Annotated in this window: 19 protein-coding genes; 4 read left to right on the forward strand and 15 right to left on the reverse strand. The window is 64.0% G+C overall.

Features of this window, described 5'->3' with window-relative positions:
- Positions 1-208 precede the first annotated feature (208 nt).
- The 13 genes from AC1RTB_RS25505 to AC1RTB_RS25565 all read right to left on the reverse strand — a co-directional run bounded on the left by AC1RTB_RS25505 (position 209) and on the right by AC1RTB_RS25565 (position 15,890).
- A complete protein-coding gene (locus AC1RTB_RS25505) occupies positions 209-742 on the reverse strand; it encodes a hypothetical protein (RefSeq protein WP_492882121.1) in 534 nt (177 codons plus the stop codon).
- Positions 735-3,608, reverse strand: coding sequence for a sarcosine oxidase subunit alpha family protein (locus AC1RTB_RS25510; protein WP_492882120.1), 2,874 nt, complete (start codon positions 3,606-3,608; stop codon positions 735-737). Before AC1RTB_RS25510 ends, AC1RTB_RS25505 begins: the two co-directional genes overlap by 8 nt.
- A complete protein-coding gene (locus AC1RTB_RS25515) occupies positions 3,605-3,874 on the reverse strand; it encodes a sarcosine oxidase subunit delta (RefSeq protein WP_492882119.1) in 270 nt (89 codons plus the stop codon). Before AC1RTB_RS25515 ends, AC1RTB_RS25510 begins: the two co-directional genes overlap by 4 nt.
- A 13-nt stretch (positions 3,875-3,887) precedes the next feature.
- Positions 3,888-5,141, reverse strand: coding sequence for a sarcosine oxidase subunit beta family protein (locus tag AC1RTB_RS25520; protein WP_492882118.1), 1,254 nt, complete (start codon positions 5,139-5,141; stop codon positions 3,888-3,890).
- A gap of 153 nt (positions 5,142-5,294) precedes the next feature.
- On the reverse strand, positions 5,295-6,749 hold the full coding sequence (locus AC1RTB_RS25525) for a M81 family metallopeptidase (protein WP_492882117.1): 1,455 nt from the start codon (positions 6,747-6,749) through the stop codon (positions 5,295-5,297).
- Between the two features lie 23 nt (positions 6,750-6,772).
- Positions 6,773-7,681 carry a CobW family GTP-binding protein gene (locus AC1RTB_RS25530; protein ID WP_492882116.1) on the reverse strand — a complete coding sequence of 303 codons (909 nt, stop codon included), beginning with the start codon at positions 7,679-7,681 and terminating at the stop codon, positions 6,773-6,775.
- A complete protein-coding gene (locus tag AC1RTB_RS25535; RefSeq protein ID WP_492882115.1) occupies positions 7,678-9,171 on the reverse strand; it encodes an amidohydrolase family protein in 1,494 nt (497 codons plus the stop codon). The genes AC1RTB_RS25530 and AC1RTB_RS25535 overlap by 4 nt, the downstream gene beginning before the upstream one ends.
- Positions 9,164-9,985 (reverse strand): ATP-binding cassette domain-containing protein, encoded by an 822-nt coding sequence (locus AC1RTB_RS25540; RefSeq protein ID WP_492882114.1) that lies wholly within the window; start codon positions 9,983-9,985, stop codon positions 9,164-9,166. The genes AC1RTB_RS25535 and AC1RTB_RS25540 overlap by 8 nt, the downstream gene beginning before the upstream one ends.
- On the reverse strand, positions 9,978-10,808 hold the full coding sequence (locus tag AC1RTB_RS25545; protein WP_492882113.1) for an ABC transporter ATP-binding protein: 831 nt from the start codon (positions 10,806-10,808) through the stop codon (positions 9,978-9,980). The genes AC1RTB_RS25540 and AC1RTB_RS25545 overlap by 8 nt, the downstream gene beginning before the upstream one ends.
- Before the next feature lie 2 nt (positions 10,809-10,810).
- A complete protein-coding gene (locus tag AC1RTB_RS25550; RefSeq protein ID WP_492882112.1) occupies positions 10,811-11,689 on the reverse strand; it encodes an ABC transporter permease in 879 nt (292 codons plus the stop codon).
- Positions 11,690-11,699: 10 nt separating this feature from the next.
- Entirely contained in the window at positions 11,700-12,689 is a 990-nt protein-coding gene (locus AC1RTB_RS25555; protein WP_492882111.1) for an ABC transporter permease, read from the reverse strand.
- A 13-nt stretch (positions 12,690-12,702) separates the two neighbouring features.
- Entirely contained in the window at positions 12,703-14,307 is a 1,605-nt protein-coding gene (locus tag AC1RTB_RS25560; protein ID WP_492882110.1) for an ABC transporter substrate-binding protein, read from the reverse strand.
- 26 nt (positions 14,308-14,333) lie between these two features.
- On the reverse strand, positions 14,334-15,890 hold the full coding sequence (locus AC1RTB_RS25565; RefSeq protein ID WP_492882109.1) for a serine hydrolase domain-containing protein: 1,557 nt from the start codon (positions 15,888-15,890) through the stop codon (positions 14,334-14,336).
- Positions 15,891-16,243: 353 nt separating this feature from the next.
- Between AC1RTB_RS25565 and AC1RTB_RS25570 the strand changes: the two genes are divergently transcribed.
- The 3 genes from AC1RTB_RS25570 (at position 16,244) to AC1RTB_RS25580 (ending at position 18,250) form a co-directional block, all read left to right on the forward strand.
- Positions 16,244-16,846 carry a helix-turn-helix domain-containing protein gene (locus tag AC1RTB_RS25570; protein WP_492882108.1) on the forward strand — a complete coding sequence of 201 codons (603 nt, stop codon included), beginning with the start codon at positions 16,244-16,246 and terminating at the stop codon, positions 16,844-16,846.
- A 252-nt stretch (positions 16,847-17,098) separates the two neighbouring features.
- Positions 17,099-17,608: an invasion associated locus B family protein gene (locus tag AC1RTB_RS25575; protein ID WP_492882107.1), complete on the forward strand. Its 510-nt coding sequence runs from the start codon at positions 17,099-17,101 to the stop codon at positions 17,606-17,608.
- A 3-nt stretch (positions 17,609-17,611) separates the two neighbouring features.
- Entirely contained in the window at positions 17,612-18,250 is a 639-nt protein-coding gene (locus AC1RTB_RS25580) for a L,D-transpeptidase (protein WP_492882106.1), read from the forward strand.
- A gap of 85 nt (positions 18,251-18,335) precedes the next feature.
- Here the strand turns inward: AC1RTB_RS25580 and AC1RTB_RS25585 are convergent, their stop codons facing one another.
- Positions 18,336-18,947 carry a LysE family translocator gene (locus AC1RTB_RS25585; protein WP_492882105.1) on the reverse strand — a complete coding sequence of 204 codons (612 nt, stop codon included), beginning with the start codon at positions 18,945-18,947 and terminating at the stop codon, positions 18,336-18,338.
- Between the two features lie 110 nt (positions 18,948-19,057).
- On the opposite strand from AC1RTB_RS25585, the gene AC1RTB_RS25590 reads away from it, so the two are divergent.
- Positions 19,058-19,519: an Lrp/AsnC family transcriptional regulator gene (locus AC1RTB_RS25590; RefSeq protein WP_492882104.1), complete on the forward strand. Its 462-nt coding sequence runs from the start codon at positions 19,058-19,060 to the stop codon at positions 19,517-19,519.
- A gap of 164 nt (positions 19,520-19,683) precedes the next feature.
- On the opposite strand, the gene AC1RTB_RS25595 is transcribed toward AC1RTB_RS25590, so the two are convergent.
- On the reverse strand, positions 19,684-23,766 hold the full coding sequence (locus AC1RTB_RS25595) for an autotransporter domain-containing protein (RefSeq protein WP_492882103.1): 4,083 nt from the start codon (positions 23,764-23,766) through the stop codon (positions 19,684-19,686).
- Positions 23,767-24,447 lie beyond the last annotated feature (681 nt).

The raw sequence follows: 24,447 nt of genomic DNA on the forward strand, positions 1-24,447 counted from the left end.
GGCAGCCTAAAATCTAAAACACCAATAAGCAGACTCGGCCTGTCTGGGGACAACCTGTTGAGGCTCCACAGCTAGAGTTCTGTCGAAGTGATCAGCAGATGCTATCTGCTGGCCTTCAGCGGCCAGGAGCCCGGCCCCGAGGACATCGACATTTTCGACGACTTCATCGCCCGCCTGAAAGCTCCCGGCCAGGCAGGTAGGTCTGACGTCAGACGTCCGCGCGTGCGATATTGCCGCTGACGGTTGCCGCCCAGGTCCAGAAATAGATCGCAAGGCCGCGATCGACGTGGATGCGAAGCCTTTCGCCGTGGCGATAGACGACAGCATTGATGCCGGCAAACGAGATGGATGCCGACGCGCTTGCCTTGCCCGGATCAAGCGTCGTTGCGCGCGCGATGAGTTCGTCTATCGCGCCTTCGACCTCGAATATCTGGTAACAGGCACTCACCGTGGTCACGGCGAAGCCCTCGTGGTGCCAGCCTTGGCCAACGCCGGACGGACGGGCTGACACGACCAGCAGCCGGTCGCGCGCGACCTGAACCGTATAAGTGTCGCCCTTTGCCGCGCCGAATGCGCCCACCGGCTCAAGCGCTATACCAGATGCCTTGCTCCAGGCGGCGAGATTGCCGCTGACGAGAAACTGGTTCAAGCCGGACACCGAACGGATCGCAAGGCCCGATGTGTCGATGACGGCTGCCTGCCAATCCGGTATGGCCGTCCATTTTTCCGCGAGATTACGCATTGAGCCGCTCTCCTGATGGGTCAAAGGCGCAAGGGCTGGTGATCGTCGCGCGCCGGGCCATGCCGAGGTGCTGGATGTCGATCGTCTCGCCATGGCGCGCTGCCCCGCGCTCGATCAGGCCAATCGCGATCGGTCGCATAAGCGTCGGGCTGTGGTAGCTCGAGGTCACGAAACCCTGGCTCCTGATCTTGCCACCCTCACGCGAGATGCCATGCGCGCCAGTCGCCAGTGGTTCTTCGCCCTCAGCGACGGCGAGGCCGACCAACTGCTGGCGGTTCGCTTGCACGGCCACATCGGTGAACAGCGAGCGGCGACCGACATATTCCGTCGCGCGCTTCACGCGCGGACCATCGACACCGAGATCATGCGGCAGTGTGGTGCCGTCAGTGTCCTTGCCGATGACGATGTAGCCTTTTTCGGCACGCAGGATCATCAGGGCCTCAAGCCCGATGGTCACCGCGTCGAAGACCTTGCCCGCCTCGTGCATGCGCGCCCACAGCCGCTCCGCTTTGTCGGCGCGGACCGAGACCTCGTAGCTGCGATCGCCAGTGAAGCTGACGCGGGCGACACGCACCGGATCGGTTTCGAACATACCCTCGCCGATCGCCATGTGCGGCAGATCGGCATCGTCGAGCGAAAGGCCAAGGTTCAGTGCCGCGAGCAGTTTCCTGGCGCTTGGCCCAGACACGGTCAGCGTTGCCAGCTCGGAGGTGGCGTTGTGGATATAGACGGCGTCACGGCCAAAACGGTCCTGCCGCCATTCCTCGAGGCGGGCGTGCACGGCAGCCACATGCGAACTCGAACAGGAGACGACGAAGCGGTGCTCGTCCAGCCGCACCAGAATGCCGTCGTCGAAGACCACGCCGTTTTCCGAGAGCATGAAGCCGTAGCGGCAGCGGCCGGGCTTCAGCGTCGACATGGTGTTGTAATAGATGAAATCGACGAATTCGGCCGCCTTCGGGCCCATCACCTCGATCTTGCCGAGCGTCGAGCCATCGAACAGCGCGACCGACTGTCGGGCACGCCGCGCCTCGTCCTGGATCGCCCGGTCGGCATCCGCACCACCATAATGGGCAGGCCGCAGCCAGCCGCCATATTCCTGGAAGACAGCGCCTTGGGCGCGGTGGGCGTTTTCGAGCGGCAGACGGCGCACCGGCGACATCAGTTCGCCGCCACGCAGCCCCGCAAAGCTTGCCAACGGCACCGGCGTGAAAGGCGGGCGATAGGTGGTGGTGCCGACCTCGGGAACCGTGCGCCCGGTGACGGCGCCCATCAGGGCCAGTCCGGCAAGGTTCGAGGTCTTGCCCTGGTCGGTCGCCATGCCAAGTGTGGTGTAGCGCTTGAGATGCTCGACCGAGATGAAGTTTTCGCGGGCGGCGAGCTCGACATCCTTGGCGGTCACGTCGTTCTGGTAGTCGATCCAGACGCGACCCTTGGCACCTGGGATCGGCCAGGCGGCGAGGATGCCGCCGGTCGCTTCCACGCCGGTGCTGCGCGGCGCCGCGGCCTTGGTCTCGCCCGGCATCGCTTTGGCGGCACTTTCGAAGATCTCCGCCAGCGAGACCGCGCCTGCAGCCGCACCGACGACTGCGGTGGCCTCGACCGGGTCGCCTGGCAGGAAAGCGGCACGTTCGTCGCTCCAGGCGAGCTTGCCCCTGGCCTGGCAGAATAGATGGATGGTCGGGGTCCAGCCGCCTGACACCACAACGCAATCCGCATCGAGCGCGGTGCCGTCGTCGAGCACAACACCTTCGACGCGCATTTTTCCGCGCGCCGAAGCGACAAGGCGACCGGCAATATGCCTGACGCCCTTGGGTATGGCAGGCGCGGCCTTACGCATGTCGACCAGCGTGACGTCGGCGCCGGCTTCAGCAAGGGCTGCTGCTCCCTCGTAGGCGCTGTCATTGTTGGTGGCGACGACGATGCGCTGGCCCACCAACACCGCGTAACGCCTGAGATAGATCAGCGCCGCATCGGCCGACATGATGCCGGGCAGGTCGTTGTTGGCGAAAGGCAGCGGCCGCTCGATGGCGCCGGTGGCCAGCACGATCTGGCGCGGCCTGACCCGCCACAGCGTATCGGGCCTGCCATCGCCATGGCGCTGGTTCAGCCCTATCAGATTATGGTCGTAGATGCCGAAGGCTGTGGTGGCGGAAAGAACCAGATGCCCTGCGCTGGAAAGGTCGGCGATCGTCTCGGCGATCCAGACCGACGCTGGCTTGCCGTCGATCTCACTTTCGCGATGGTTGAGCGAGCCGCCTGGCTTGTGCTGGTCGTCAACCAGGATGACGGACTGCCCTGCGGCGGCAGCAAGCTTGGCCGCTGCCAGGCCGGCGGGCCCGGCACCGACCACCAGCACGTCGCAGTGGCGATTGATCTGGTCGGACGGCCCGGACGATTGCCAGTGGGGGTCGACCGCTCCAAGCCCTGCGACCGCACGGATGCGCGGCTCGAACAGATGCCAGTCCGGCCACATGAATGTCTTGTAGTAGAAGGCAGCGGGGATGAAACGCGAGAAACGGTCGATGAAGGCGTTGCGGTCGGCAGCAGCGTTGGGGGATGCGTTGACGCTTCTGGCGATCATGCCTTCGCGCACGAACTCGGTGGTTGCGCGGGTGTTCGGCGTCGTCGCGACACTGCCGTTGACATCAACCAAGGCGTTCGGCTCTTCGACGCCGGCACCCCAGATGCCGCGCGGGCGATGGTATTTGAAGCTGCGGCCGACGACGGCCACGTCGCTGGCAAGCAGGGCGGAGGCGATGGTGTCGCCCTCAAATCCCTGCACCATGCGGCCGTCGAAGCTGAACGAGATCGGGCGGGAACGGTCGATGGCGCTGCCGCCGGAAGTCAGACGCGTGGCGGTCATTGGGCATGCTCCGCGCCGTCGAGGGATGTCGATGACCCGACCTTGTGGCTGACGCTGTCGCGCTCCATGACAAAGAACTCGCCGCAGTTCATATGCACCCAGACCTCGCGGACAGCGCCCTTGGGATTGTCGCGCATATAGAGATAATTGGCCCAGCGATCGGCGGTGACATCAGCGCCATCGGGCCGGAGTTTGCCGGCCTCGCCGCCAAAATGGAATTCGGTCTCGTCGCGCGCGCCGCAGAAGGGGCAGGAAAAGAGCTGCATGATTGACTCCAGCCTAATGAGCGATGCCGGAACCGGCGGCTTCGTCCAGCAGGCGGCCGGTGACGAAGCGGTCGAGATCGAAGGGGCGGCTGATGTCGTTGTGCTTGCCTGTCGCCAGCAAATGGGCAAGCAAGGTGCCGCCAGCCGGGATCGCCTTGAAGCCGCCGGTACCCCAGCCGCAATTGAGGAACAGGCCGGGCAGCGGCGACTCGCCAATAACAGGCGAAGAGTCCGGCACGACATCGACGATACCGGCCCATTGCCGCATCAGCTTGAGCTGGCCGAAAGCCGGGAACATTTCGAGCAGCCCTGAAATGACGCCCTCAAGCGTCGGCAGATTGCCGCGCTGGCCATAGGATGGCACGCGGTCGAGCGCGCCGCCGATGACGATCTCGCCCTTGTCGGACTGGCTGACATAGACGCCCGTGCCCGGCGACAGCACCACCGTGTCGAGGATGGGCTTGACCGGTTCGGAGACGCAGGCCTGAAGCGCATAGGAATTGATCGGCAGGCGGAAACCGGCCTTTGCCGAAAGCACGGACGAATGGCCGGCAACCGCCATGCCGATGCGGTCGGCGCGAATGGTGCCGCGCGACGTGTTCACGCCACGGCAACGGCCGCCCTCGACGATGAAGTCAGTGACTTCGCAATTCTGGATGATATCGACGCCAAGCGCGCTTGCGCCGCGCGCATAACCCCAGGCGACCGCGTCGTGCCGTGCGGTGCCGGCCCTGCCCTGCCACACGCCGCCGAACACCGGAAAGCGTGCGTCGGGGGCAAAGTTGAAGATCGGGGCGACACGTTTGACGTCTTCGGGCGAAAACAGCTCGGCGTCGGTGCCGTTGATCTGCATGGCGTTGACCGTGCGCGCGGCGATCTCCATCTCGCCGATGCTGTGGCAAAGCGTGACCATGCCGCGCTGGGAGAGCATGATGTTGTAATTCAGCTCCTTCGACAGGCCCTCATAGAGCTTGTGCGCCAGGCCGTAGAGCGCCACGCTTTCGGGATAATAATAGTTGGAGCGCACGACCGTCGTGTTGCGGCCAGTGTTGCCGCCGCCGATCCAGCCCTTTTCCAGCACCGCGATGTTGGGGATGCCGTGGGTCTTGGCCAGATAATAGGCGGTTGCCAGCCCATGCCCGCCACCGCCGATGATGACGGCGTCATAAGTCTTCTTCGGCTCGGGCGTGCGCCAGGCTGGTTTCCAGCCCTTCTGGCCGGCGAAACCTTCCTTGATCAGCGACAGCGCGGAGTAGCGGCGGGTCATTATGCCATTTCCTGGAAAATATCCGTCTTATGCCTGATCGGGATGATGCGAGGCTTGCGCCCGCACAGGCATAGGAATCCTCCCGAACCGGGAGGAAACTAATGGCAATGTACATATATGTCCAGATGGTGAATTGGCCTCGCCGCTACCCTATTAGGCGGCCGTGGAAATCGGCCACTTCGGAAGCTTGATCCTGGTGTAAGGCAGGCTCGACAAATGCGAGGTGACGGTACCTTTCGAGGCGGCATAGATCACGGCACTTGCGACCTTTTCGTAGGATGCGCGGAAGTGCTGGGTGGATTTCACCACCACGATCCGCTTTTTGGTGAGATCGCAGCCGATGCCGGTGAACAGGTCGGTGTCGATCGCCTGGGAGCGTTCGGAAGCGAGCAGGATTTCGACGCCGCCGCAGTCGATCAAGGCGCAATCGCCCATCGGCGACGGCACGCCACCAAGGCCGGTCATCACCAGGTCTCGCTTCAGTCCAAGCACCCGACAGGTGACATCGACGGGATTGCCCGAGCTTGGCCCAATCTTGCCGCCGACGCGCAGCGGCAGCACGGCGCCCTCACCGGCCTCGAACAACAGCCGAACCGCAATCGGATCCCACAGCGGACCGATGACGGCGTCGCGGATACCGCGCTCGATCATGCGGGCGAGGAAAAAAGTCGAGTCGCTTGCGGCACCGCCGCCGGCATTGTCAGCGGTATCGGCGATGACAACGGTCCCAGCGGGTGCGGCGAGCGCCTGGTCGAGCGCCTCGTCGATCGAAGGCATCGGCGGCACGATCTCGGCGCGCATGGCGTAGAGATCGTCGGCCAGCCGCTGTGCTAGCGATTGTGCCAGGTCCTCATTATCGTCGGTGTAGACAACGACACGCGTGCCCATTTCGGGCACGTCGGCCCAGGGGAAACCTTGGGCGATCGATACCGACAGCACCTTGTCCTTCTGCTCCATGGCGCGGATGCGGCCGATGATCGACAGGCCGGGCTCGGTGGTGGTGCGGATGAAGGTGACCATGCCGGTATCGACAAGCGCTGCCTTCGGCTTGATCTGGCCGGTGGCGATGCGGTGGCAGAGATCGACGAGCTGGACACCGCATTCATAAACGTCGGTGTGAGGATATTCCTTGTAGGCCAGCAGGATGTCGACATTGTCGATCATCTCAGAGGTCATGTGGCAATGCGGGTCGAGCTCGCAGCCGACGACAGTGTCGGGGCCGACGATCTGGCGGATACGGGCGAGGATGTCGCCTTCGCAATCGTCGTAGCCGTCGGCGACCATGGCGCCGTGCAGCGACATCAGCACCATGTCGACAGGCAGGACGGCCCGGAGATCGTCGAGCAACTGGTCGCGCAGCGTCTCATAGGCATGGCGGGTGGTGGTTCCGCCCGGTTCCGCCGAGGCGCTCAGGCCTTCGAACAGCGTCCAGCCCTCGCGGCGACCGCGTTCGCGCGCCGCCCACAGCTGGCCGCCATAAAGCGTCATGTGATCGGGATGCTGGCCGGCTGGATAATAGTCGCCGCCCTCGACGAAGGCAGTCAAGCCAGTAGGGATGGGCGAGAATGTGTTGGTCTCAGTCGCAAGGACGGCACTGAACACGCGCATGATTGGACAACTCCGCTTGCGGGTTATGAGGTGAAGATTTCGGCGAGCCGGGCATGCGCCGTCTCGGCATCGATGACGCTGGCCTCGCCGATCAGAACGAGGCGGCAATCGGGCTCGAATTTTGGAAACGGGCGCAAGGTGGCGCGGCGTCCGACCATCTGCAGCAGGAAGCTTTGGCCGGGCCGCTCGATGAAATTGACGATGCCCTTGGCGCGGATGACCTGTGGCGCAAGCTGGTCCATGCCGGCCTGGAAGCGGTCGAGCGCGACAGGGCCTGCCGACTGCCATTCGATCGAGGTGAAGCGCGAGGCGCCGACTTTTGCCTGGCCGGGCTGGGCCGGAGGCCGGTCGGTGACGAGCAGTGCTTCGATCGGCATGGCATCGCCGTCGGTTTCAAAGACCAGCGTCTTGTTGAGCCAAACCAGCTCCGCGCGGAGCGCCTCGCTGGAGCTCTCGCTCAGTCCGGTCTTGGACAGCGCGATGAAATCCGCCGCTTCGACCTGCACGCGCCACAGCTCGTCACGCATGCGGCCGGGATTGGCAGCGACCTCGTCGGCATCGACGACAGCAACCACCGCATCGAGCCGGATGTCGTTCCACAGGATCGGGTCCATCAGGGTTTCGGTAATGCCCCTAGGATCGGCGACGCCGCTGGCTTCGATGACGATGTGGTCGGGTTTGACAGGCTGGGACAGCACGAGCTTCAAAGTGCGCAACAGATCGCCCTGCAGCGAACAGCAGATGCAGCCGTTCTTCAGCCCGACCACCGTGTCGGCTGCGTCAGCTATCAGCTCGGCGTCGATGTTGATGGCGCCGAAGTCATTGACGATGGCGCTGATGCGGCGGCCTTCGGAGCGCAGCAAAAGCTGGTTGATGAACGTCGTCTTGCCGGCGCCGAGAAAGCCGGTGACGACGAGGACCGGAACGCTCACGCGGCACCTCGCCTGATCGGACGGCCTGGTGCCGAAGCCTCGTCCAATACCCCGTCGCGGATCACCTGCTGACCATTGACCAGCATGTGTCGCACGCCTTCGGCCGGCAGGTTCATCTCGGCGAAGGTGGCGCGGTCGGCGATCGTTGCGAGATTGAAGACGACGATGTCGGCGTCGCAACCCGGCTGCAGCCGGCCCTTGCGCTTGAACAGCGGCGCGCAGCTTTCAACGATCTGGGCCGGAATCAGCGTGCATTTGGCAATCGCCTCGACGAGCGGGATCGCATCGCGCTCGCGCACCCATTGGCGCAGGAAGCGGGTGAAGGTGCCAGAGGATCGGGGATGCGCCGTCTTGTCGTCCCCGAGCGGCCATTCGCTGCCCTCATAGGGCGATCCGTCCGGCTGGCTCCACGGCATCGCGTCGGAGGCGATAGCGCCGCCGGGATACATCACCGACACGTCGAGCAGCGCGCGGTGACGCGGATTGTCCTCGGTGTCGAGGAAGTGCCAGAGCACAAGTGCCGAGGGGTCGGCCTGCCGGACCTTTTTGAGATCGTCGATGCCGTCGAGACGACGGTGCGTGGTGACAAGTTCGATCGCGTCGTAACCCGTGCCAGTGCGGGCGGAAAATGCCGGATCGACGAAGAAGCCGGCGCTGACGACCGTCGAGCCGGTGCCGTAGGGATAGGCCTCGGTGGTGATCTTCAGCCCTTGCGCCTGCGCCTTGGCGATGATCGCCGCCGCGCGTTCGACATCCTGCAGGCTTGTCGAGTTCAGGTGGCAGATATGCATGTGCGCGCCTGTCGCCCCCGCCAGCCCGATCAGCGTGACATAGGCCTCTATCGAGCTTTTGGGGTCGATGTTCGACATCTGCGCGATGTGGGTATAGGTCGGCGTGTCGGTTTCGGCGGCCAGATCGCAGATCAGGCTCATTTCCTTGGCGCCGGCGCCTGGCGCGTAGCCGGCGGGGATGCCAATGCCAAGCGCGCCCTCGTCGATACCTTGGCGCGTGAGCGCCACGACCTCGGCCGCCTGCGCTTCGGTGGCGGCATCGGTCGACCAGCGCGGGTCGTCGAAGCCGCGTCCCATGACAGTGATCGGCGCCTCGCCCGGCTTGAGTTCCAGCCCGATCATCACCGCCTTGCGGGCGAAGACCCAGGCGGAAGCGGTGCCATAGTTGAGCACGCGGGCGGTATTGGCCTGCGCGTCGTACCAGGCGCCAACAGGCAAGGCACCGACTTCCAGTTCGAGCGCCGTGGTCACGCCATCGAAGGCCTGCATGCGGTCGGCCGGCACGGATTGGCCATGCGCGTGAAGGTCGATGAAGCCGGGCGCAACGATCAGACCCGTTGCGTCGATGATGCGATGCGCCGGGCCGAGATCGGCGCCAATAGCAGCGATCTTGTCGCCCGATATGGCGATGTCGGCAATCTCGTCACGGCCGGTCTCGGGGTCGATGACGCGCCCGCCCCTGATCACGATGTCATGCATGAACAACCCTTTCGGCGGCGCGGCGCTTCTTGCCCGGCACGGCGTCGATCAGCCGGCGGGTGTAATCGGACTTCGGCGTGCGGAAAATCTCGGATGTCGGGCCGACCTCCTCCAGCACGCCCCGGTTCAACACGCCGACGCGCTGGCAAAGGTGATCGACAACCGACAGGTCGTGCGAGATGAACAACATCGCCAGGCCCTGCTCGGTGCAGATCTTGCGCAGCAGTTGCAGCACCTGCGCCTGGCTGGAAACGTCAAGCGCCGAGACCGGCTCGTCGGCGATCAAAAGCTTCGGACTGGAGGCCAGCGCGCGGGCAATCGCGATGCGCTGGCGCTGGCCGCCGGAGAATTGATGCGGGAAACGGTCGAGCCAGTCGGGGTTGAGGCCGACCTGCTCCATCAGTTCGGCTGCGCGCGCCGTCAGGCTCGAACCCTTGAGGTCGGTGTAGGATTTGAGCGGTTCGGCCAGGATGTCGCGCACCCGCCAGCGCGGATCGAGCGAGGCATAAGGGCTCTGGAACACCATCTGGACGTCGCGGCGCCTGTCGCGCAAAGCCTTGCCGCGCAGGGCGAGCCAGTCGACGCCGTCGAAGCTGACCGAGCCGGCGCTCGGTTCGGTCAGTCTCGCAATGATGCGGCCGATGGTCGACTTGCCCGAGCCGCTTTCGCCGACGAGCCCGAAGGCCTCGCCCCGGCGGATGGAAAAGCTGACATCGTTGACTGCCGTCAGCTGCCGCGATTTTTCAAACAGCCGGCCCGACAGAGTGAAATGGCGGACCAGACCGCGGACTTCGAGCAAAGCGTCGTCAGCCATGGCTCACCTCGGCCTGCATGTGGCCGGCACCGAAGCTCGGCCGCGCGTTGAGCAATTGAAGCGTGTAGGCATGCTGGGGACGGCTCAACACGTCGTCGACAGGACCGGCCTCGACAATAACACCGTCCTTCATCACGACGACGTCCTCGCAGACGTCGGCGACGACATCGAGATCGTGGCTGATCAGGATCATCGCGGTACCCTGCTCGCGGCTCAGCTCCTGCATCAGGCGCAGGATCTGCGCCTGTACGGTGACGTCGAGCGCCGTGGTCGGCTCGTCGGCGATCAGCAAAGCCGGCTTGAGCGCGATGGCGGCAGCGATGACCACACGCTGGCGCATGCCGCCCGACAATTGATGCGGATAGGCGTCGATGCGGCGGGCGGCATCCTGGATGCCGACGCGTTCGAGCAGATCGAGGCTCGCCGCGCGGATCGCCTTGCGCGACATGCCGGGGCGATGATAGCGGAAGACTTCGCCGATCTGGTCGCCGACCCGCATGACCGGGTTCAGCGTCGCCATGGCATCCTGGAACACCATGGCGATGCGGTTGCCGCGCAGCTTGCGCCAGTCGCGGCTCGACAGGGCAAGCAGGTCGCGGCCTTCGAAGGTGACCGCGCCGCCCAAAATGGCGTGCGAGGCGTCCGTCAGCCGCATCAGCGCGTAGCCGATCGAGGATTTTCCCGAGCCGCTTTCGCCGACGACGCCAAGCACCGAACCCGGCGCGACGGAAAAGCTGACGCCATTGACGGCACGGACGGCGCCGTGTCGGCTGGGATAATCGACAGTCAGGTCTCGAACAGACAACAAGGGAGAGGCTGTCATGGTCACATCCTCTCCAGGCGGGGATCGAAGTAATCGCGCAGGAAATCGCCAAACAGGTTGATGCCAACCGAGGAGATCAGCACGGCGATGCCGGGCGCTATGACGATCCAAGGCTGCTCATAGAGGAAGTCGCGGCCTTCCGAGATCATCACGCCCCAGGATGCCGTGGGCGGCTGCACGCCAAGACCGAGGAAGGACAGCGCGGCTTCCGAGATGATGACCAAGGCGATGTCGAGGGTGGCGACGACAAGCACGGCGGGCAGCACGTTGGGCAGGACGTGGGTGAAGATGATGCGCATCTGCGACACGCCCATGGTGATGGCGGCATCGACATAGTCGAGGGTGCGGATGCGCATGGTTTCGCTGCGCACGATGCGGGCGAAATTGATCCACAAAGCAAAGGCCAGCGCCATGACCAGCGTGGCGAACCCCGCCCCCAGCACCGCCATGAAGATCAGCGCCAGAAGCAGGAACGGAAAGGCGAGCTGGAAGTCGACGATGCGCATGATGATGGTGTCGACGATGCCGCCGAAATAGCCGGCGAGCGCGCCGAGGGTCGAGCCGACGACGAGTGCGATCGATACCACGATCAGCGCCACCTGGATCGAGACCTGCGCGCCCATGATGGTGCGGCTCAGAATGTCGCGGCCCATATTGTCGCCGCCGAGCAGGTTTGTGGTGCTGCCGCCGTCCTGCCAGACGGTCGGGGCGTAGCGCCACTCGATGACCTGCTGGGCGTGGTCGTGCGGGGCGATGCCTTTTGCAAAGACGGCGCACAGCACGACGATGGCAATCAGGAACAGGCCTGATATGCCCTTGGCGCTGCGGCTCAGGGCTCCGAGGAAGCGGCGCTCAGTCTTGGGCTTTGTTTCAGCGGACACAATCACGGCCTCAGTCATCACGCACCCTCGGATCGATGAAGCGGTAAAGGATGTCGACGATCAGGTTGAGCGAGATGAACAGTGCCGCCGAAATCAGCACCACCGCCTGGATGATCGGATAGTCGCGGACATGGATCGAATCCACCGCGAGCCGGCCGATGCCGGGCCAGGCGAACACCGTCTCGATGACGACGGTGCCCGACAACAGCGCCCCCATCTGCAGGCCGGCAAGGGTCACGATCGGCAACAGCGCGTTGCGCAGCGCATGACGCAGGATGATGCGCAAGCGCGGCACGCCCTTGGCGGTGGCGAAGGTGATGTAGTCCTGCTGCAGGACTTCCAGCATGGCCGAGCGGATCAGCCGCGCATTGACAGCGACCAAAACGAAAGCGAGCGAAATCGACGGCATGATGAAATAGCGGAAGGCATTCCAGAAGATGGAGACGTCGCGCTCGACAACAGCGCGCCCAAGACTCGCGAGTGCTGATCCGCGATAGCCGGACGCGGGCAGCCAGCGCAACTCGATGGAAAACCACAGGATCATCAGCACGGCGAGCAGGAAGCCCGGCATCGACACGCCCAAAACGGCGACGAAGGTGCCGGCATAGTCCAACCAGCTGTCGCGTTTGAGCGCTGTGGCGATGCCCAGCGGAACCGCGATGACGAAGGCCAGAAGCAGCGTCCAGAAGGCGAGCTCGCCGGTCGCCGGCAGGCGGTCGGCGATCAAGGTGGTGACCGGAACGCCCTGGCGGATCGAGGTTCCGAGATCGCCCTGCACCGCATGGCCGAGATAAGCGACGAACTGCTCCGGCACGGAGCGTGTCAGCCCCATGCGCTCGCGCAGCGTGTCCATGTCGGCAACACTCATGCCGGGATTGCCGGCGGCAATCACGTCGACCGGATCGCCCGGCACGAGCTTGACCAGCGAGGCCACCACAAGGATGACCCCGAGCAGAATGACAGCCGCGTAAAGCAGCCTCGATACGACCAGCCTCAGCATCCGTCGGCGCGGGTCACGAGGTCATGCCGAGCTGGTCGACACGCAACTCGCCGCCGGCATTCATGCGGGGGTCGACCACGTCCTTGGAAACGACAGCGAAGATGAGCGGCTCGAACAGCGGCTTCCAATAGGCTTCGGTGACGACCTTGGCCTGGATCTTGTCCAGCACGACCTGCCGCGCCGCCGGGTCGGCGGTGACGCGCTGCTCGGCGATCATGCCGTCGAGTTCGGCGTTTTCGTGGAAGGCCCGGTTCAGCGCGCCCTTGGTGTGCAGCACCGGATAGAGGATATCGGCTTCGGTGTAGGAATAGGTGGAGATGACCATGTCCTGCCCGCCCTGGGCGGTGATGGCCGACCATTGCGCGATCGGCAAGGTTTCGATCGCCACCTCGACGCCGATCTCGCGCAGCTGCGCCTGGATCACCTCAGCGGTACGGCGGATGACTGGCGTGTCGTTGGCGACGAGCTTGACCTTGAGCCCCTGGGCGACGCCAGCCTCAGTAAGCAGCGCCTTGGCCTTTTCGGGATCGTAGCCGTAAGACAGCTCAGCCGTCTTGGGTGAGTAGCCGGCGATCGAGCTCGCCACCGGCGAAGTCGCGGCGACGGCAAAACCATCCAGCGCAAAGGCAATCATCCGTTTCTGGTCGATGGCATGGCAAAAGGCTCGGCGCACGAGCGGATTGTCGAACGGCGCGTGCTTCTGGTTGAAGACCAGCGCGCGCATCATCTGGGCCGGGCGCTCCAGAAGGACCGCATCGGGGTTGCCGCGAAGGCGGCGCACGCTATCGAGCGGCACAGAGGCGCCACCATACATCGCGTTGATCTCGCCTGTTTCAAAAGCGGCGATACGGGTCGAATCCTCGGGGTAGTGGAAGAGCTCGACCGCATCGATGCGTGCAAGCGCGGCAACAGGTGCGTAGTCATCATTACGCTCGAGCCGCATGCCGCGGTCGGTCGACCACGACACGAACTTGAACGGACCAGCGCCGACCGGCTTGCGGCCGAACTGATCGCCAGCGGCTTCCACGGCCGCACGCGAAATCGGTGCGGAATAGCCGAGTGTCAGGCCGACCCAGACGGCAACGAAGGGTTCCTTGAAGTGGTAGGCGACGGTCAGCGGGTCGACGACCTCGGCGCGCTCCAACGGACCGAGGAAGAAGGCGCTGGGCGATGCCGCCTCGGGTGCGAGATGGCGCGCTACGGTCCAGGCCACCGCCTCGGCATCGCAAGGCGTGCCGTCGTGGAACTTGACGCCCGGCTTCAGCTTGAAGGTCAGGGTCTTGTTTTCATTGCTGAAGGCCCAGCTTTCGGCAAGGCCCGGCAGGATCTCGCCGTCATAGCCGGCGCGCGCCAGCGGCTCGTAGATCATGTCCATCGTGGTCGAGGACACCGACAAGGTGGTCTTGTGCGGATCGAGCGTATCGGGCTCTTCCGAGCGGCCGACACGCAGCGTGCCGCCGGTCTGCTGCGCCAACGCCTTGCCGGGCATGCCCAGGCTGGCCGCCGCAACGAGCGCTACCGCACCGCCCAGAAAGCCGCGCCGCGACAGGGTTGCCTGCTTGAGATAGTCGCGCGCCAGCGCGTCGAATTCCTGGGGAGATAGGTTCCGAAGGGACATGTTACACCTCGCCGTAAGTTGGTTGATCAGGCTCGTTTGAAGGCCAGTTTCTTGATGCGGTCGGAGTTCATCTCAAAACCGTCGGCGGTCACCGCCAGCGTTGCATTCCACGGCAAGCCGGGGCGCATGTCGGTGCCGGGTTGCAGCAGGAACCACAGGTCGGCATCGGCCGCGACGATGGGCGCGGTCATGGCACCCAGCCCCGAGCGCAGGCGGAATTCGCCGCTTTGCGCATCGCCTGTGATCTCGACCTCCAAGCCCTGGGCCGTATTGACGTAACGCCCGGCCAGCGGGCGCACGGCGCTGGCGTTGGCCTGAAGCGGCGCATAAATGCGCGGCGTGCCGCAGAAGACACCATCGACCTTGCCGTCAGGACGCGGGCTCAGCACCAGATCGGTGATGGCGCGTTCGGGCTTGGCACCGCCTTGATGGCCGAAGTCGAAGCCGCCGACGCCGCCTGAATTGAGGAAGGTCGGCACGCCGTCCTTGGCGACGATCTCGAAGACGTCGGGGCCACCTTCCTGGCGGTAACGGCCGGGGGCGAGCGCGATCAGCGCCGGGGATTCGTCGCCGAAATAGATGTCAGCGACGCGGCGGCCGAGCGCAAAGGAGGCAACCTGGTCGTTGTTGGCGATGATGACGACGCCAAAACCGTCATCGACAAAGCGTGTCGATTCCGACTTGCCGCCAGCGACCGTTCCGCCATGACCGACAGCGCGCCGGCCGCGATAGACATCGGTGACAAGACCGAGGCCGTAGAAGCCGGTCGCACCGTTGTCGAAGACGCAAGGGGTTGCCATGCGTTCGTACATCTCAGGCGTGCCGACCTTGGGGTCGAACAGGTTCTGCTGCCAGATGATCATGTCGTCGAGGGTCGAGATCATGCCGCCCTCGCCACCGAGATCGAGCCCCCAGTTGAGGTTGGCCCAGCCATCGGTGCGCTTGGTGTAGTGCGCGGCAAGCCGCTTCATCGCCGTTCCGTCGCGGATCAAAAGCGAGGTGTCGTTCATGCCGAGCGGGCCGGTGATGCGCTTGCGCAGCACCTCGTTGAAGGTTGCGCCCTCGATCTGCTCGATGATCTCCGACAGCATGAAGAAGCCGGCATTGCAGTAGGTCATGGCGCTGCCGGGCTTGAAGTTCAGCGCATCCTGGCGGGCGATGACATCGCGGCCGGTCTGCCGGTCGGATGGGGTGAAGATCGACAGGCCAGCGAAGATCATGGCTTCGAGGTGGTCGCGGAAGCCCGAGGTGTTGGAGGCGAGATGGGCCAGCGTCACCGGCTGTTCCAGCTTCGGCACATATGGCAGGTGCTTCTGCACCTCATCGGCAAGGCTCAGCTTACCTTCAGCTTCCAGCATCAGGATCAGCAGCACGGTGAACTGCTTGGTCTGCGAGCCGATGCGGATGATCGTCTTGCGTTCCATCGGCACGGCATTGTTGATGTTGGCGAGACCATAGGTATTGGCGAAGATCTCACGGCCGTTTTCGGTGACCGCCACGACAGCGCCCGGGCTGTCGGGGCCGGTGAATTCATTGAACAGCGCATCGATGCGCGCAGCAAAATCGGCCGGTGCCTTGGTCATGCCGGTCACTCCCTTCCTGATGTAATCGGATTGCCGGCTACGCGGAGCGTTGCGCCGGACGTGCATGGAAAACGATTGGCGCAACGCACCAGGCTCAGCCGCGATACGGTGCCTTGGTTATGACTGTCGCTACGCATGGTCCTGCCCTCCCGCATTGACCTTGGCACGACGCGCTTGGCGTCATGGGGTGCAGGGAAGTTTCCCTGCTCATCAAAAAATTTTGCCGTTCCCGCCTTTTTGTGATGCAATCGGTAAGATTTCTTTTTGCATACGTCAAGTCGTTTGCGTAAACGCTAAATCCCTGCCATTTTTAGAAAATGAAATAGGCTCAGCGCGCCAAAGCCGGAGACAATGTGACCCAACAACCGCGACTGAGTGAATGCTTGCGCGCCATGCGCCAGCGCCATGGGCTGAAGTTGCAGGAAGTCAGCGAGCGCACAGGACTTGCCTTGTCGACACTGTCGAAGGTCGAAAACGACCTGATGTCGCTGACCTATGACAAGATCCTGCAAATCTGCACGGGCCTCGATATCCCGGTTACGGAACTGCTGAATTTCGAACCGGCCAAGGGCGTGGAGCGCACAAGGCGCTCGGTGGTGTCGGCGGCAAACACGCTGCAGCTGGCGACGCGGAACTACGACTACAGCTATCTCTGCACCGACCTGATCAACAAGCGCATGGTGCCGATCATCGCCAAGATCCATGCCCGCACGCTTGAAGAGTTCGGCCCGCTGGTCCGTCACGTCGGCGAGGAATTCGCCTATGTGATCGACGGCGAGATCGAAATCCACACCGACCACTATGCACCGACACGGCTTGCAACAGGTGACGGCGTCTACATCGATTCGACCATGGGCCATGGTTATGTCTCGGTCGGCGCTGGCGAGGCGACGATCCTGTGCGTCTGCTCGGCGCCCGAATCCGGGCTGGAACAGGTGCTTATCGATCAGGCGTGAGTGACCTGTGCGGCATTTACCAGCACCAAGAGTCCTTGCTTGCCGTTCGCTGCCGGGCAGTCCAATCTCTTGGCCATGGGGGCCATTTCCAAACCAGCCGAGTCTACCCCAGCCGTCATGAAAGGCGTTGATATGCCCGTCCATCATCTTCTGACTGGTCAGAGCCCCTTGCCGCATAGCCGCGCAGAGCAACCGCTCCGGCGCAGGACAACCGTCGTCGCCGCGGCCTGCGGGGCCCTGATCCTTGGTGCGGTGGGCCAAGCCAATGCACAGGACGCCGCACCTTCAGCGCTGTCGGAGACCTATGGCGACTGGATTGTTCAGTGCGCCAATGCCGCGGCACCCAAGCAGGAGGGACAAGAGCCCGCCACCAAACGTATCTGCCAGGTGTCGCAGAGCCTGGCGCAGGGCAACTCCAACCAGCGCGTCCTGATGATCGTGTTCGAGGGCGCGGCAAAGGACAAGCAGCCCTTGGCCGGCACGGTCATCGCGCCGTTTGGCATCGACCTGCAATCAGGGCTGGCGTTGCGCATCAAGGACGATGTCTATGCCAAGGCCGCCTACAAGACCTGCCTGCCTCAAGGCTGCATCGCCCCGGTGGCTGTCGATGCCAAGTTCGAGGCAGCGCTTCGAGCCAACGAGAAGCTGACAGTGGCGATGACCGCGTCGGATACCGGTGCGCCGGTGAGTCTCGATGTGTCGCTGAAAGGCTTGGGCCAGAGCCTCGACAGGCTGAAGAAGCTTGCGGCAACCGGCGGCTAGAACATGACGGTGATGTCAGGCATGCGCTGGCGCGCGATGCTGCTCGCTGCCATGGTGCCTCTGGCAGCGTCCTGCACAAGCCAGGGTTCGCTTGAACCCGCACTGTCCAAGGCTGAGATCGAAAGCAGGCAGCAGGCCTATGCCAACGAAGCCTATCCGGTCCGAATCGTCGACCGGCGCAAGTTTGACCCGCGCCTCAAGCCGACTGTCGTTGCAGCGCCGCCCGGCTATGGCGCCGGCACCATTGTGGTCAACACCAGGGAAAAGCTGCTCTATCTCATTCGTAGCGACGGCACCGCCTATCGCTACGGCATCGCTGTCGGTGCGACAGGCCATGCCTGGTCGGGAAACGCAACGATCGGGCGCAAGGCCAAGTGGCCGGCCTGGTATCCGACCGACGACATGCACAGCCAGACCCCGCAATTGCCGCGCAGGATCGAGCCGGGGCCGCAAAACCCGCTCGGCGCGCGCGCGCTTTATCTTTACAGCGGCGGCGTCGACACGCTTTACCGCATCCACGGCACCTCCGAGCCATGGACCATCGGCACCGAGGCGTCGTCAGGCTGCATCCGCATGATCAACGAGGACGTGATCGATCTCTACGAAAAGGCCCCGAACGGCGCGCGCGTGGTCGTGTTGTAGGAATGAATCGTGCGGGCCATGTGCCACCGCAAGCCAGAGCATGATCCCGAAAAGAGCATTCCGGTTCGCTCGGAATGGAACGGCGCTAATTTATGGCCAGCCGCCCAGCGGCCAGGATCAGCAATCCGCCTGCTATGCCTTCCACCCACCGGCGACGGCGGTCGCTGAAGCTGCCACGCTTGCCGACTGAGGCAACGACAATGCTCAGGATGGTGTAGACCGCCCCGCATAGCGCAACGAAGATGGCTGAAAGCACCAGCGCTTGCAGCCAGACAGGTCCAGTGTGGTCCATGAACTGCGGCAGGATGGCGAAGTAGATCATCATGCCTTTCGGGTTCAAGAAGGCCGTCAGGAACCCGCGCCGAAGCTGGCTCTTTTCTGGTTTTCCTGACAGCGTCATTTGCCCCGCGCGTAGCGCGGACCGCATCAGATGAACTGCCAGATAGACGAGATAAGCGACGCCAACCCACCGCAGTGCCTCAAACAGGACAGGCGAGGCAGCGATGATTGCGGCCACTCCCAGTGCGGCGAAGAGCGAGTGGGCCACATATCCCAGACAAACGCCTGCCGTTGAGCGCAGGCCAGCGGCGGTGCCACCGGCCAGGGCCTGCGAGGCCACGAAAAGCATATCGGGACCTGGCGTACAGATGAGCGGCAACACGGTGGCGACGAAGAGCAGTGCCGTTGAAATTTCCATGCATGGCAAGATAGAGCGTTTGTGCCGCAATTTGCTTGCGCAGATGCCAGAAAAGCACCTAGAATTAGCATTATTCGCGTGTTTGTCGAAATCGGTGGAATATTATGCCAATGAGACTCGACGACCTCGACAAGCGCATCCTTCGCGCCCTCCAGCGTGATGCGCGCATTTCAAACGTCGAGCTTGCCAAAGAGGTGGGCCTTTCGCCCTCTCCTTGCCTGCGACGGGTGAAGCTTCTGGAGGAGGCAGGCGTCATCGACCGTTACGTGGCGGTTCTCAACCCGGCAAGGGTCGGGCTCGGCCTGAATATGTTCGCCCGTGTCTGGCTGACGGCTCAGGATGCGGAGACGATCGACCGCTTCATCGGGGCCATGCGAAAGCTTGAGCAGGTGGTCGAGTGCTACATCATGCTTGGAGAAAGCGACGCGCTCCTGCGCGTGGTCGTGGCCGATCTGGAAGATTACCGCCGGTTTCAAGCCAGCCACCTGACCAAGGTCAACGGCATTCAAAACGTCAAGACGGATGTGCCCAGCGAAACGGTCAAGCAGACCTACGCATTGCCTCTGCGGTGAGCATCTGGCCGCGTCAGATGCACCAGCCCTGTTCACGGCTCCCGCCGTTGACGGATACAGTCCGGGCCGAGAAGTGGTCCACGGCCATCGCCGCGTCCACAGACCCTGTTACTCGATTTTCCGGCATTTGGCCGGCCTGGGCCGCCGATTGCTGGGTTGGCCGCTCAGAACCTGACGCTGAGATCGAGCTTGGCGCCGTTATCGGAAACGCCCGAGCCGAATTGCCCGGTATAGGAAACGCCGAGCTTCGCCTTGGGCGCGATGTCGAAGTCGAGGCCGGCCTCCAAGACCGCGGCATCCCTGGCGATTGGCGCGCCAGCAATGGTGAAGGCGTTGCTGCCGGCAAAGGCCAGGCTCGACAGCGGCGTCACGTCGCCAAAGGCATGGCGCCAGCCAAGCATGCCGCGCGCGGTCGCGTTGACGATGCCGAGTGCAAGGTCGCCCGAGGCGCGGATGCCAAGCGTGGTGAAGGTCGCATCGGTGTTCGACCTGGCCTGCGAGAGTGCCGCCGTTCCGCCGGTCTCGTTGAACGCGTCGGTGCGGACATTGACGTAAGCGAGATTGGCGAAGGGCTCGAAGGATGCTCGCGCCGTGTCGATGCGGTAGCCAGCCTCGCCGAAGATTTGCGCTGTACCCGCATCATAGTCGGCCGACAACATCTCGGACAGGCCGGGGATCGTCACCGCACGGCGGGTCTCGATGCTGTTCCAGCTGTAGGCAGCGCCGGTACGCAGCGACACAGCACCCCATTGGCTGCCGCCATAGGCACCGAGATAGTAGCTGGTGGCGTCGCCTGACGAAGCGCGGTCGTCGGCATCGAAGGACGAGTGGCTGAAGCCGGTCATCAAGCCGACGCGCCATGCATCTCCGACCAGGACATCGCCGCCCAGTAAAAGTCCGCCGATCGAGCGGTCGAAGGTGGCGGCATTGCCGTCGCTGTCAGTGTCGCCCCATGCGCCGAAGGCGTTGCCCCAGACGGCGAAGCGATCGGTATCCGCCGCGACGAGTTCGGGCCCACCTTCGCCATAAGCCATCACCGGCGCGCGCGCAGCGCCAATGCCGTCGAACGCTGAACGGATGCGATCGGTCGCGGCATCGCGGACAAAGCGGCTGTCTTCGAGCAGCATGCCCTTGGCCGAGGCATGGATCTCGCCCGAGAGCTGGTTGAACGCGTGGGCCGCAGCCTGCGCACTCGTCTGCGAAACGACAAGGTCGTAGAGCGTGTTGCCCTGACCGAGCGGTTCGATGCTGTTGGCGCCCGCGCATTCGTTGCCGCTGAAGCCGCCGAGGCAGAAGGCGACGCCGTTGCGGACGGCGCTGAGATAGACGTTGCTGGCGTCATAGCCCAGCGACAAGTCCACATAGGGCATCTCCTCGGACAGCGCGGCAAAGGTACCGCTGACGCCACCGGCCGCATTGAGGATTGTCCACAGGCGGCCCGGCAGATAGACGCCGCCAACGTCAGGCAGGGCCACCGTGCCGCCGGCCAGCGTTGCGCTTCCGGTGGTGGTGAATTTGTCAGCCTGTCCCAGGGCATTGACGTCGACCGCCAGGACCGATCCGGCTTCAAACCGCGCATTGCCGCCAGTCTGGCTGACGACATCGCCGGCCACGCCATTGACCATGGTAAGTACGCCGCGATTGACGAAGCTGCCAAGCCCGTCAAACAGCGTGGCTACAGGCACGACGCCATCACCACCGCCGATGATTGTGCCACCAACGCTGTTGGTCAGCGTGCCGCCGCCGAAGTCGTTTTCGCCGCCCGCCGTGTTCCAGACCGCGTTATTGGTCATGACATTGGCGCCCGCGCCGAAGTTGACTGTGCCGAGGATGCTACCGGCATTGGTCAGCGCCACCGGGCCGCCGAAAGCCTCGATCGCAAGGCGCGTCGAATCGCGGGAACTATTGCGCACCAGCCCGCTGGTGACGATGGTGATCGGTTGGCCGCTGGACCCGACGGAGATGGCGCTGACGCCGCCTTCCACGAGCCCACTCGTCGTGATGCTGGTCGCGCCGGTCCCGTTATTGCTTGCTTTGATGCCATACAGCCTGCCGGCAACGGCTGCGGCATTCACCGTCAGGTCGGTTGTCGTGAGGTCGTTGTAGGCAAGAATGCCGGTGTCGGCGGCCCCGGTCACCTGACCGGAAGTGGTGATTGTCGTCGCCCCCAGGCCGTTGTTGGAGGTGCTAATGCCGAAGTCGCCGGCCGTGATGTCTGCGGCCTTCACCATCAGGTCGCCTGAGACAGGGCCGATCAGGGCCATGATCCCCGCAACCCCGGTCACATGGCCGGCCGCAGTGACGCTGGTCGTTCCGGAGCCAGCGTTGATGACGAAGATACCGGCCGGAACGCCGGCGACGCCTGCAGCTTTTACCGTCAGGTCGGTTGTCGTGGCGCCGTCATTGAAGGCGAGGATGCCGAAGCCATCGTTGGCGGTTACCTGTCCTGTCGCCGTCACACTGGTCGCGCCGACGCCCTGGTTCCATGCGTAGATGCCGGTCAATTTGGCCGTGACATCAGCGGCATTCACATTGAGGCCGTTTGCGGTTGTGCCGTTGTAGGCATGGATGCCGTTTGCCGCGATCCCGGTGACGAGCCCCGTCGCGGTCACGCTGGTCGCGCCGGTGCCGTCGTTGTAGGCGAGAATGCCAGTGTCCCCGCCGGTAGCGCGCGCAGCGTTCACCGTCAGATCGGTCGCCGTGGTAGCGTTCCAGGCGTTGAGGCCGATGCCATTGGTGCCCGTCACCTGGCCTGTCGCGGTAACGCTCGTCGCACCCGTGCCGCCGTTGTAGGCATAAATACCGTCGGCATTGCCGGTGACGCCTGCGGCGCTTACCGTCAGGTCAGCTGCAGTGGTGGCGTTTTGGACCCAGATGCCGTTGCCATTGGTCCCCGTCACCTGGCCTGTCGCGGTGACTCTCGTCGCACCTGTGCCGTCGTTGTAGGCGTAAATACCGTCAATGTCGCCAGTAACGGCTGCGGCGCTTGCCGTTAGGTCAGTGGCGCTGGCGCCGTTTCGGACCCAGATGCCGTTGCCATTGGTCCCGGTGACGAGGCCCGTCGCGGTCACGCTTGTCGCACCTGTGCCGTTGTTGGCGGCGATAATGCCGGTGTTGCCGCCGGTAACGGCTGTGGCGTTCACCGTCAGGTCGCCCGCCGTGGCGGCGTTCTCGACGTAGATGCCGGTAGCACTGGTCCCCGTTACCTGGCCGGTTGCGGTGATGGTGGTCGCACCCGTGCCGTAGTTGACGGCCCTAATACCGTCAACGTTGCCGGTGACGCCTGCGGCCTTCACCGTCAGGTCGGTTGCCGTTGAAGCGTTCTCGGCGTTGATGCCGGTGCCATTGGTGCCGGTTACCTGGCCCGTCGCGGTGACGGAAGTCGCACCTGTACCTTCGTTGTAAGCGTAGATACCGTCGGCGTTGCCGGTGACGCCTGCGGCATTCACCTTCAGACCCGTCGCCCCGAAGGCGTTCCAGGCTTCAATGCCGTTGCCATTCGTCCCGGTCACCTGGCCCGTTGCGGTGACGCTGGTGGCGCCTGTACCGTTGTTGCTGGCGATAATTCCGGCATTGCCTCCGGTGACGCCTGCGGCGTTCAGCGTCAGATTGGTCGCCGTGGCGGCGTTCTCGGCGTTGATGCCGATGCCATTGGTACCGATTACCTGGCCTGTCGCGGTGACGGTGGTCGCACCGGTGCCGTCATTGTAGGCGTAGATGCCGTCGCCATTGCCGGTGACGCCTGCGGCGCTTACCGTCAGGCCAGTTGCGGTGGTCGCGTTTTGGACCCAGATGCCGTTGAGACCGGTCCCGGTCACCTGGCCTGTCGCGGTGACGCTCGTCGCACCAGTGCCGTTGTTGGCGGCGATAATGCCGGCGTTGCCGGTGACACCTGCGGCGTTCACCCTGAGGTCGCCCGCCGTGGCGGTATTCTCGACATAGATGCCGGTACCATTGGTCCCGGTGACCTGCCCGGTTGCGGTCACGGCGGTCGCACCAGTGCCGCCGTTGAAAGCGGAAATACCCGTATTGCCACCGCTGATGGCCCCACCGGTCACAACAGTTATTGCGCCCGGCGTTGCTCCGTTGTCGCCATTCGACTGGATGTTCAGGCCAATTTGCCCTGAGCCCGCAGTCAGGGTCGCCGCGTTGCCGTCGATGTAGCTGATGTGGCCGAGCCCCTGGATGGAAAGCGCGTCCCCACCCGAGACTGTCGTATCGACGCTGAAGCCAGGGGCTGTAATCACAGCCGCATCGTCGGCATTTACGTCTTGCCCTGTCGCATTGGCTCCGGAACACGCGAAGCTGCCTACCGTGGGCACACATTGGGCCAGAGCCGGCTGGGCAAACAGGCCCAAAGTCGTCACTGCCAACAAAGCCGGGACACCGGCCGAGGCGAACCCAGCCAGCATTGTCGAGCCAAGCAGCATCCGAGGCAGCGGACGCCCGGAACGGGACGGCAGTTCTCGGGCCCTGGACGGGGGCGCAGGCTCACCGCAAGCCTGGTTGGCAGAGCTTGTCGTCGGACAGGGCAATGAACTGGTGCGCATTAGAATCTCACGATGAAGCTGGCCTTGAAGCCGTGTGGCCGGGTGTCGGCTGCAATTGGGCCGCTGGAGAACCGGCCCGCGTCGCCGACGGCCCTGGTTGGTAGCGTCGAGGTTTCAGGGGGATGCGGCGCCATAGGAGGCACTTATGGAGAAAACGCTCCCGCACGCCATGACCGACGGTCCCGATCGAATGACTGAGCGTCCCAATGTTCCGCTTGCCTGCCCGCGCCGGCGACAGCTCAGGCCGTCAAACTCGTGACGAAGCGGTTTTCGCGATGACGCGAGAGGGCCGCTGCTGGCAGGCATAGCAGACGACTCCTGGCCGGATTGGCGCAGCTTTGAGCGCGGGCGCCTGGAAGGCATCGCGCTCGACACCCA

It is taken from the genome of Aminobacter sp. GW821-FHT11F06 (assembly GCF_058808215.1).

Coding starts and splice junctions, on each gene's coding strand:
- AC1RTB_RS25590 (WP_492882104.1), top strand. CDS start 19,058: ATGAGACTCGACGACCTCGACAAGCGCATCCTTCGCGCCCTCCAGCGT.
- AC1RTB_RS25560 (WP_492882110.1), bottom strand. CDS start 14,307: ATGTCCCTTCGGAACCTATCTCCCCAGGAATTCGACGCGCTGGCGCGC.
- AC1RTB_RS25580 (WP_492882106.1), top strand. CDS start 17,612: ATGACGGTGATGTCAGGCATGCGCTGGCGCGCGATGCTGCTCGCTGCC.
- AC1RTB_RS25565 (WP_492882109.1), bottom strand. CDS start 15,890: ATGACCAAGGCACCGGCCGATTTTGCTGCGCGCATCGATGCGCTGTTC.
- AC1RTB_RS25525 (WP_492882117.1), bottom strand. CDS start 6,749: ATGCGCGTGTTCAGTGCCGTCCTTGCGACTGAGACCAACACATTCTCG.
- AC1RTB_RS25520 (WP_492882118.1), bottom strand. CDS start 5,141: ATGACCCGCCGCTACTCCGCGCTGTCGCTGATCAAGGAAGGTTTCGCC.
- AC1RTB_RS25545 (WP_492882113.1), bottom strand. CDS start 10,808: ATGACAGCCTCTCCCTTGTTGTCTGTTCGAGACCTGACTGTCGATTAT.
- AC1RTB_RS25585 (WP_492882105.1), bottom strand. CDS start 18,947: ATGGAAATTTCAACGGCACTGCTCTTCGTCGCCACCGTGTTGCCGCTC.
- AC1RTB_RS25555 (WP_492882111.1), bottom strand. CDS start 12,689: ATGCTGAGGCTGGTCGTATCGAGGCTGCTTTACGCGGCTGTCATTCTG.
- AC1RTB_RS25540 (WP_492882114.1), bottom strand. CDS start 9,985: ATGGCTGACGACGCTTTGCTCGAAGTCCGCGGTCTGGTCCGCCATTTC.
- AC1RTB_RS25515 (WP_492882119.1), bottom strand. CDS start 3,874: ATGCAGCTCTTTTCCTGCCCCTTCTGCGGCGCGCGCGACGAGACCGAA.
- AC1RTB_RS25505 (WP_492882121.1), bottom strand. CDS start 742: ATGCGTAATCTCGCGGAAAAATGGACGGCCATACCGGATTGGCAGGCA.
- AC1RTB_RS25535 (WP_492882115.1), bottom strand. CDS start 9,171: ATGCATGACATCGTGATCAGGGGCGGGCGCGTCATCGACCCCGAGACC.
- AC1RTB_RS25510 (WP_492882120.1), bottom strand. CDS start 3,608: ATGACCGCCACGCGTCTGACTTCCGGCGGCAGCGCCATCGACCGTTCC.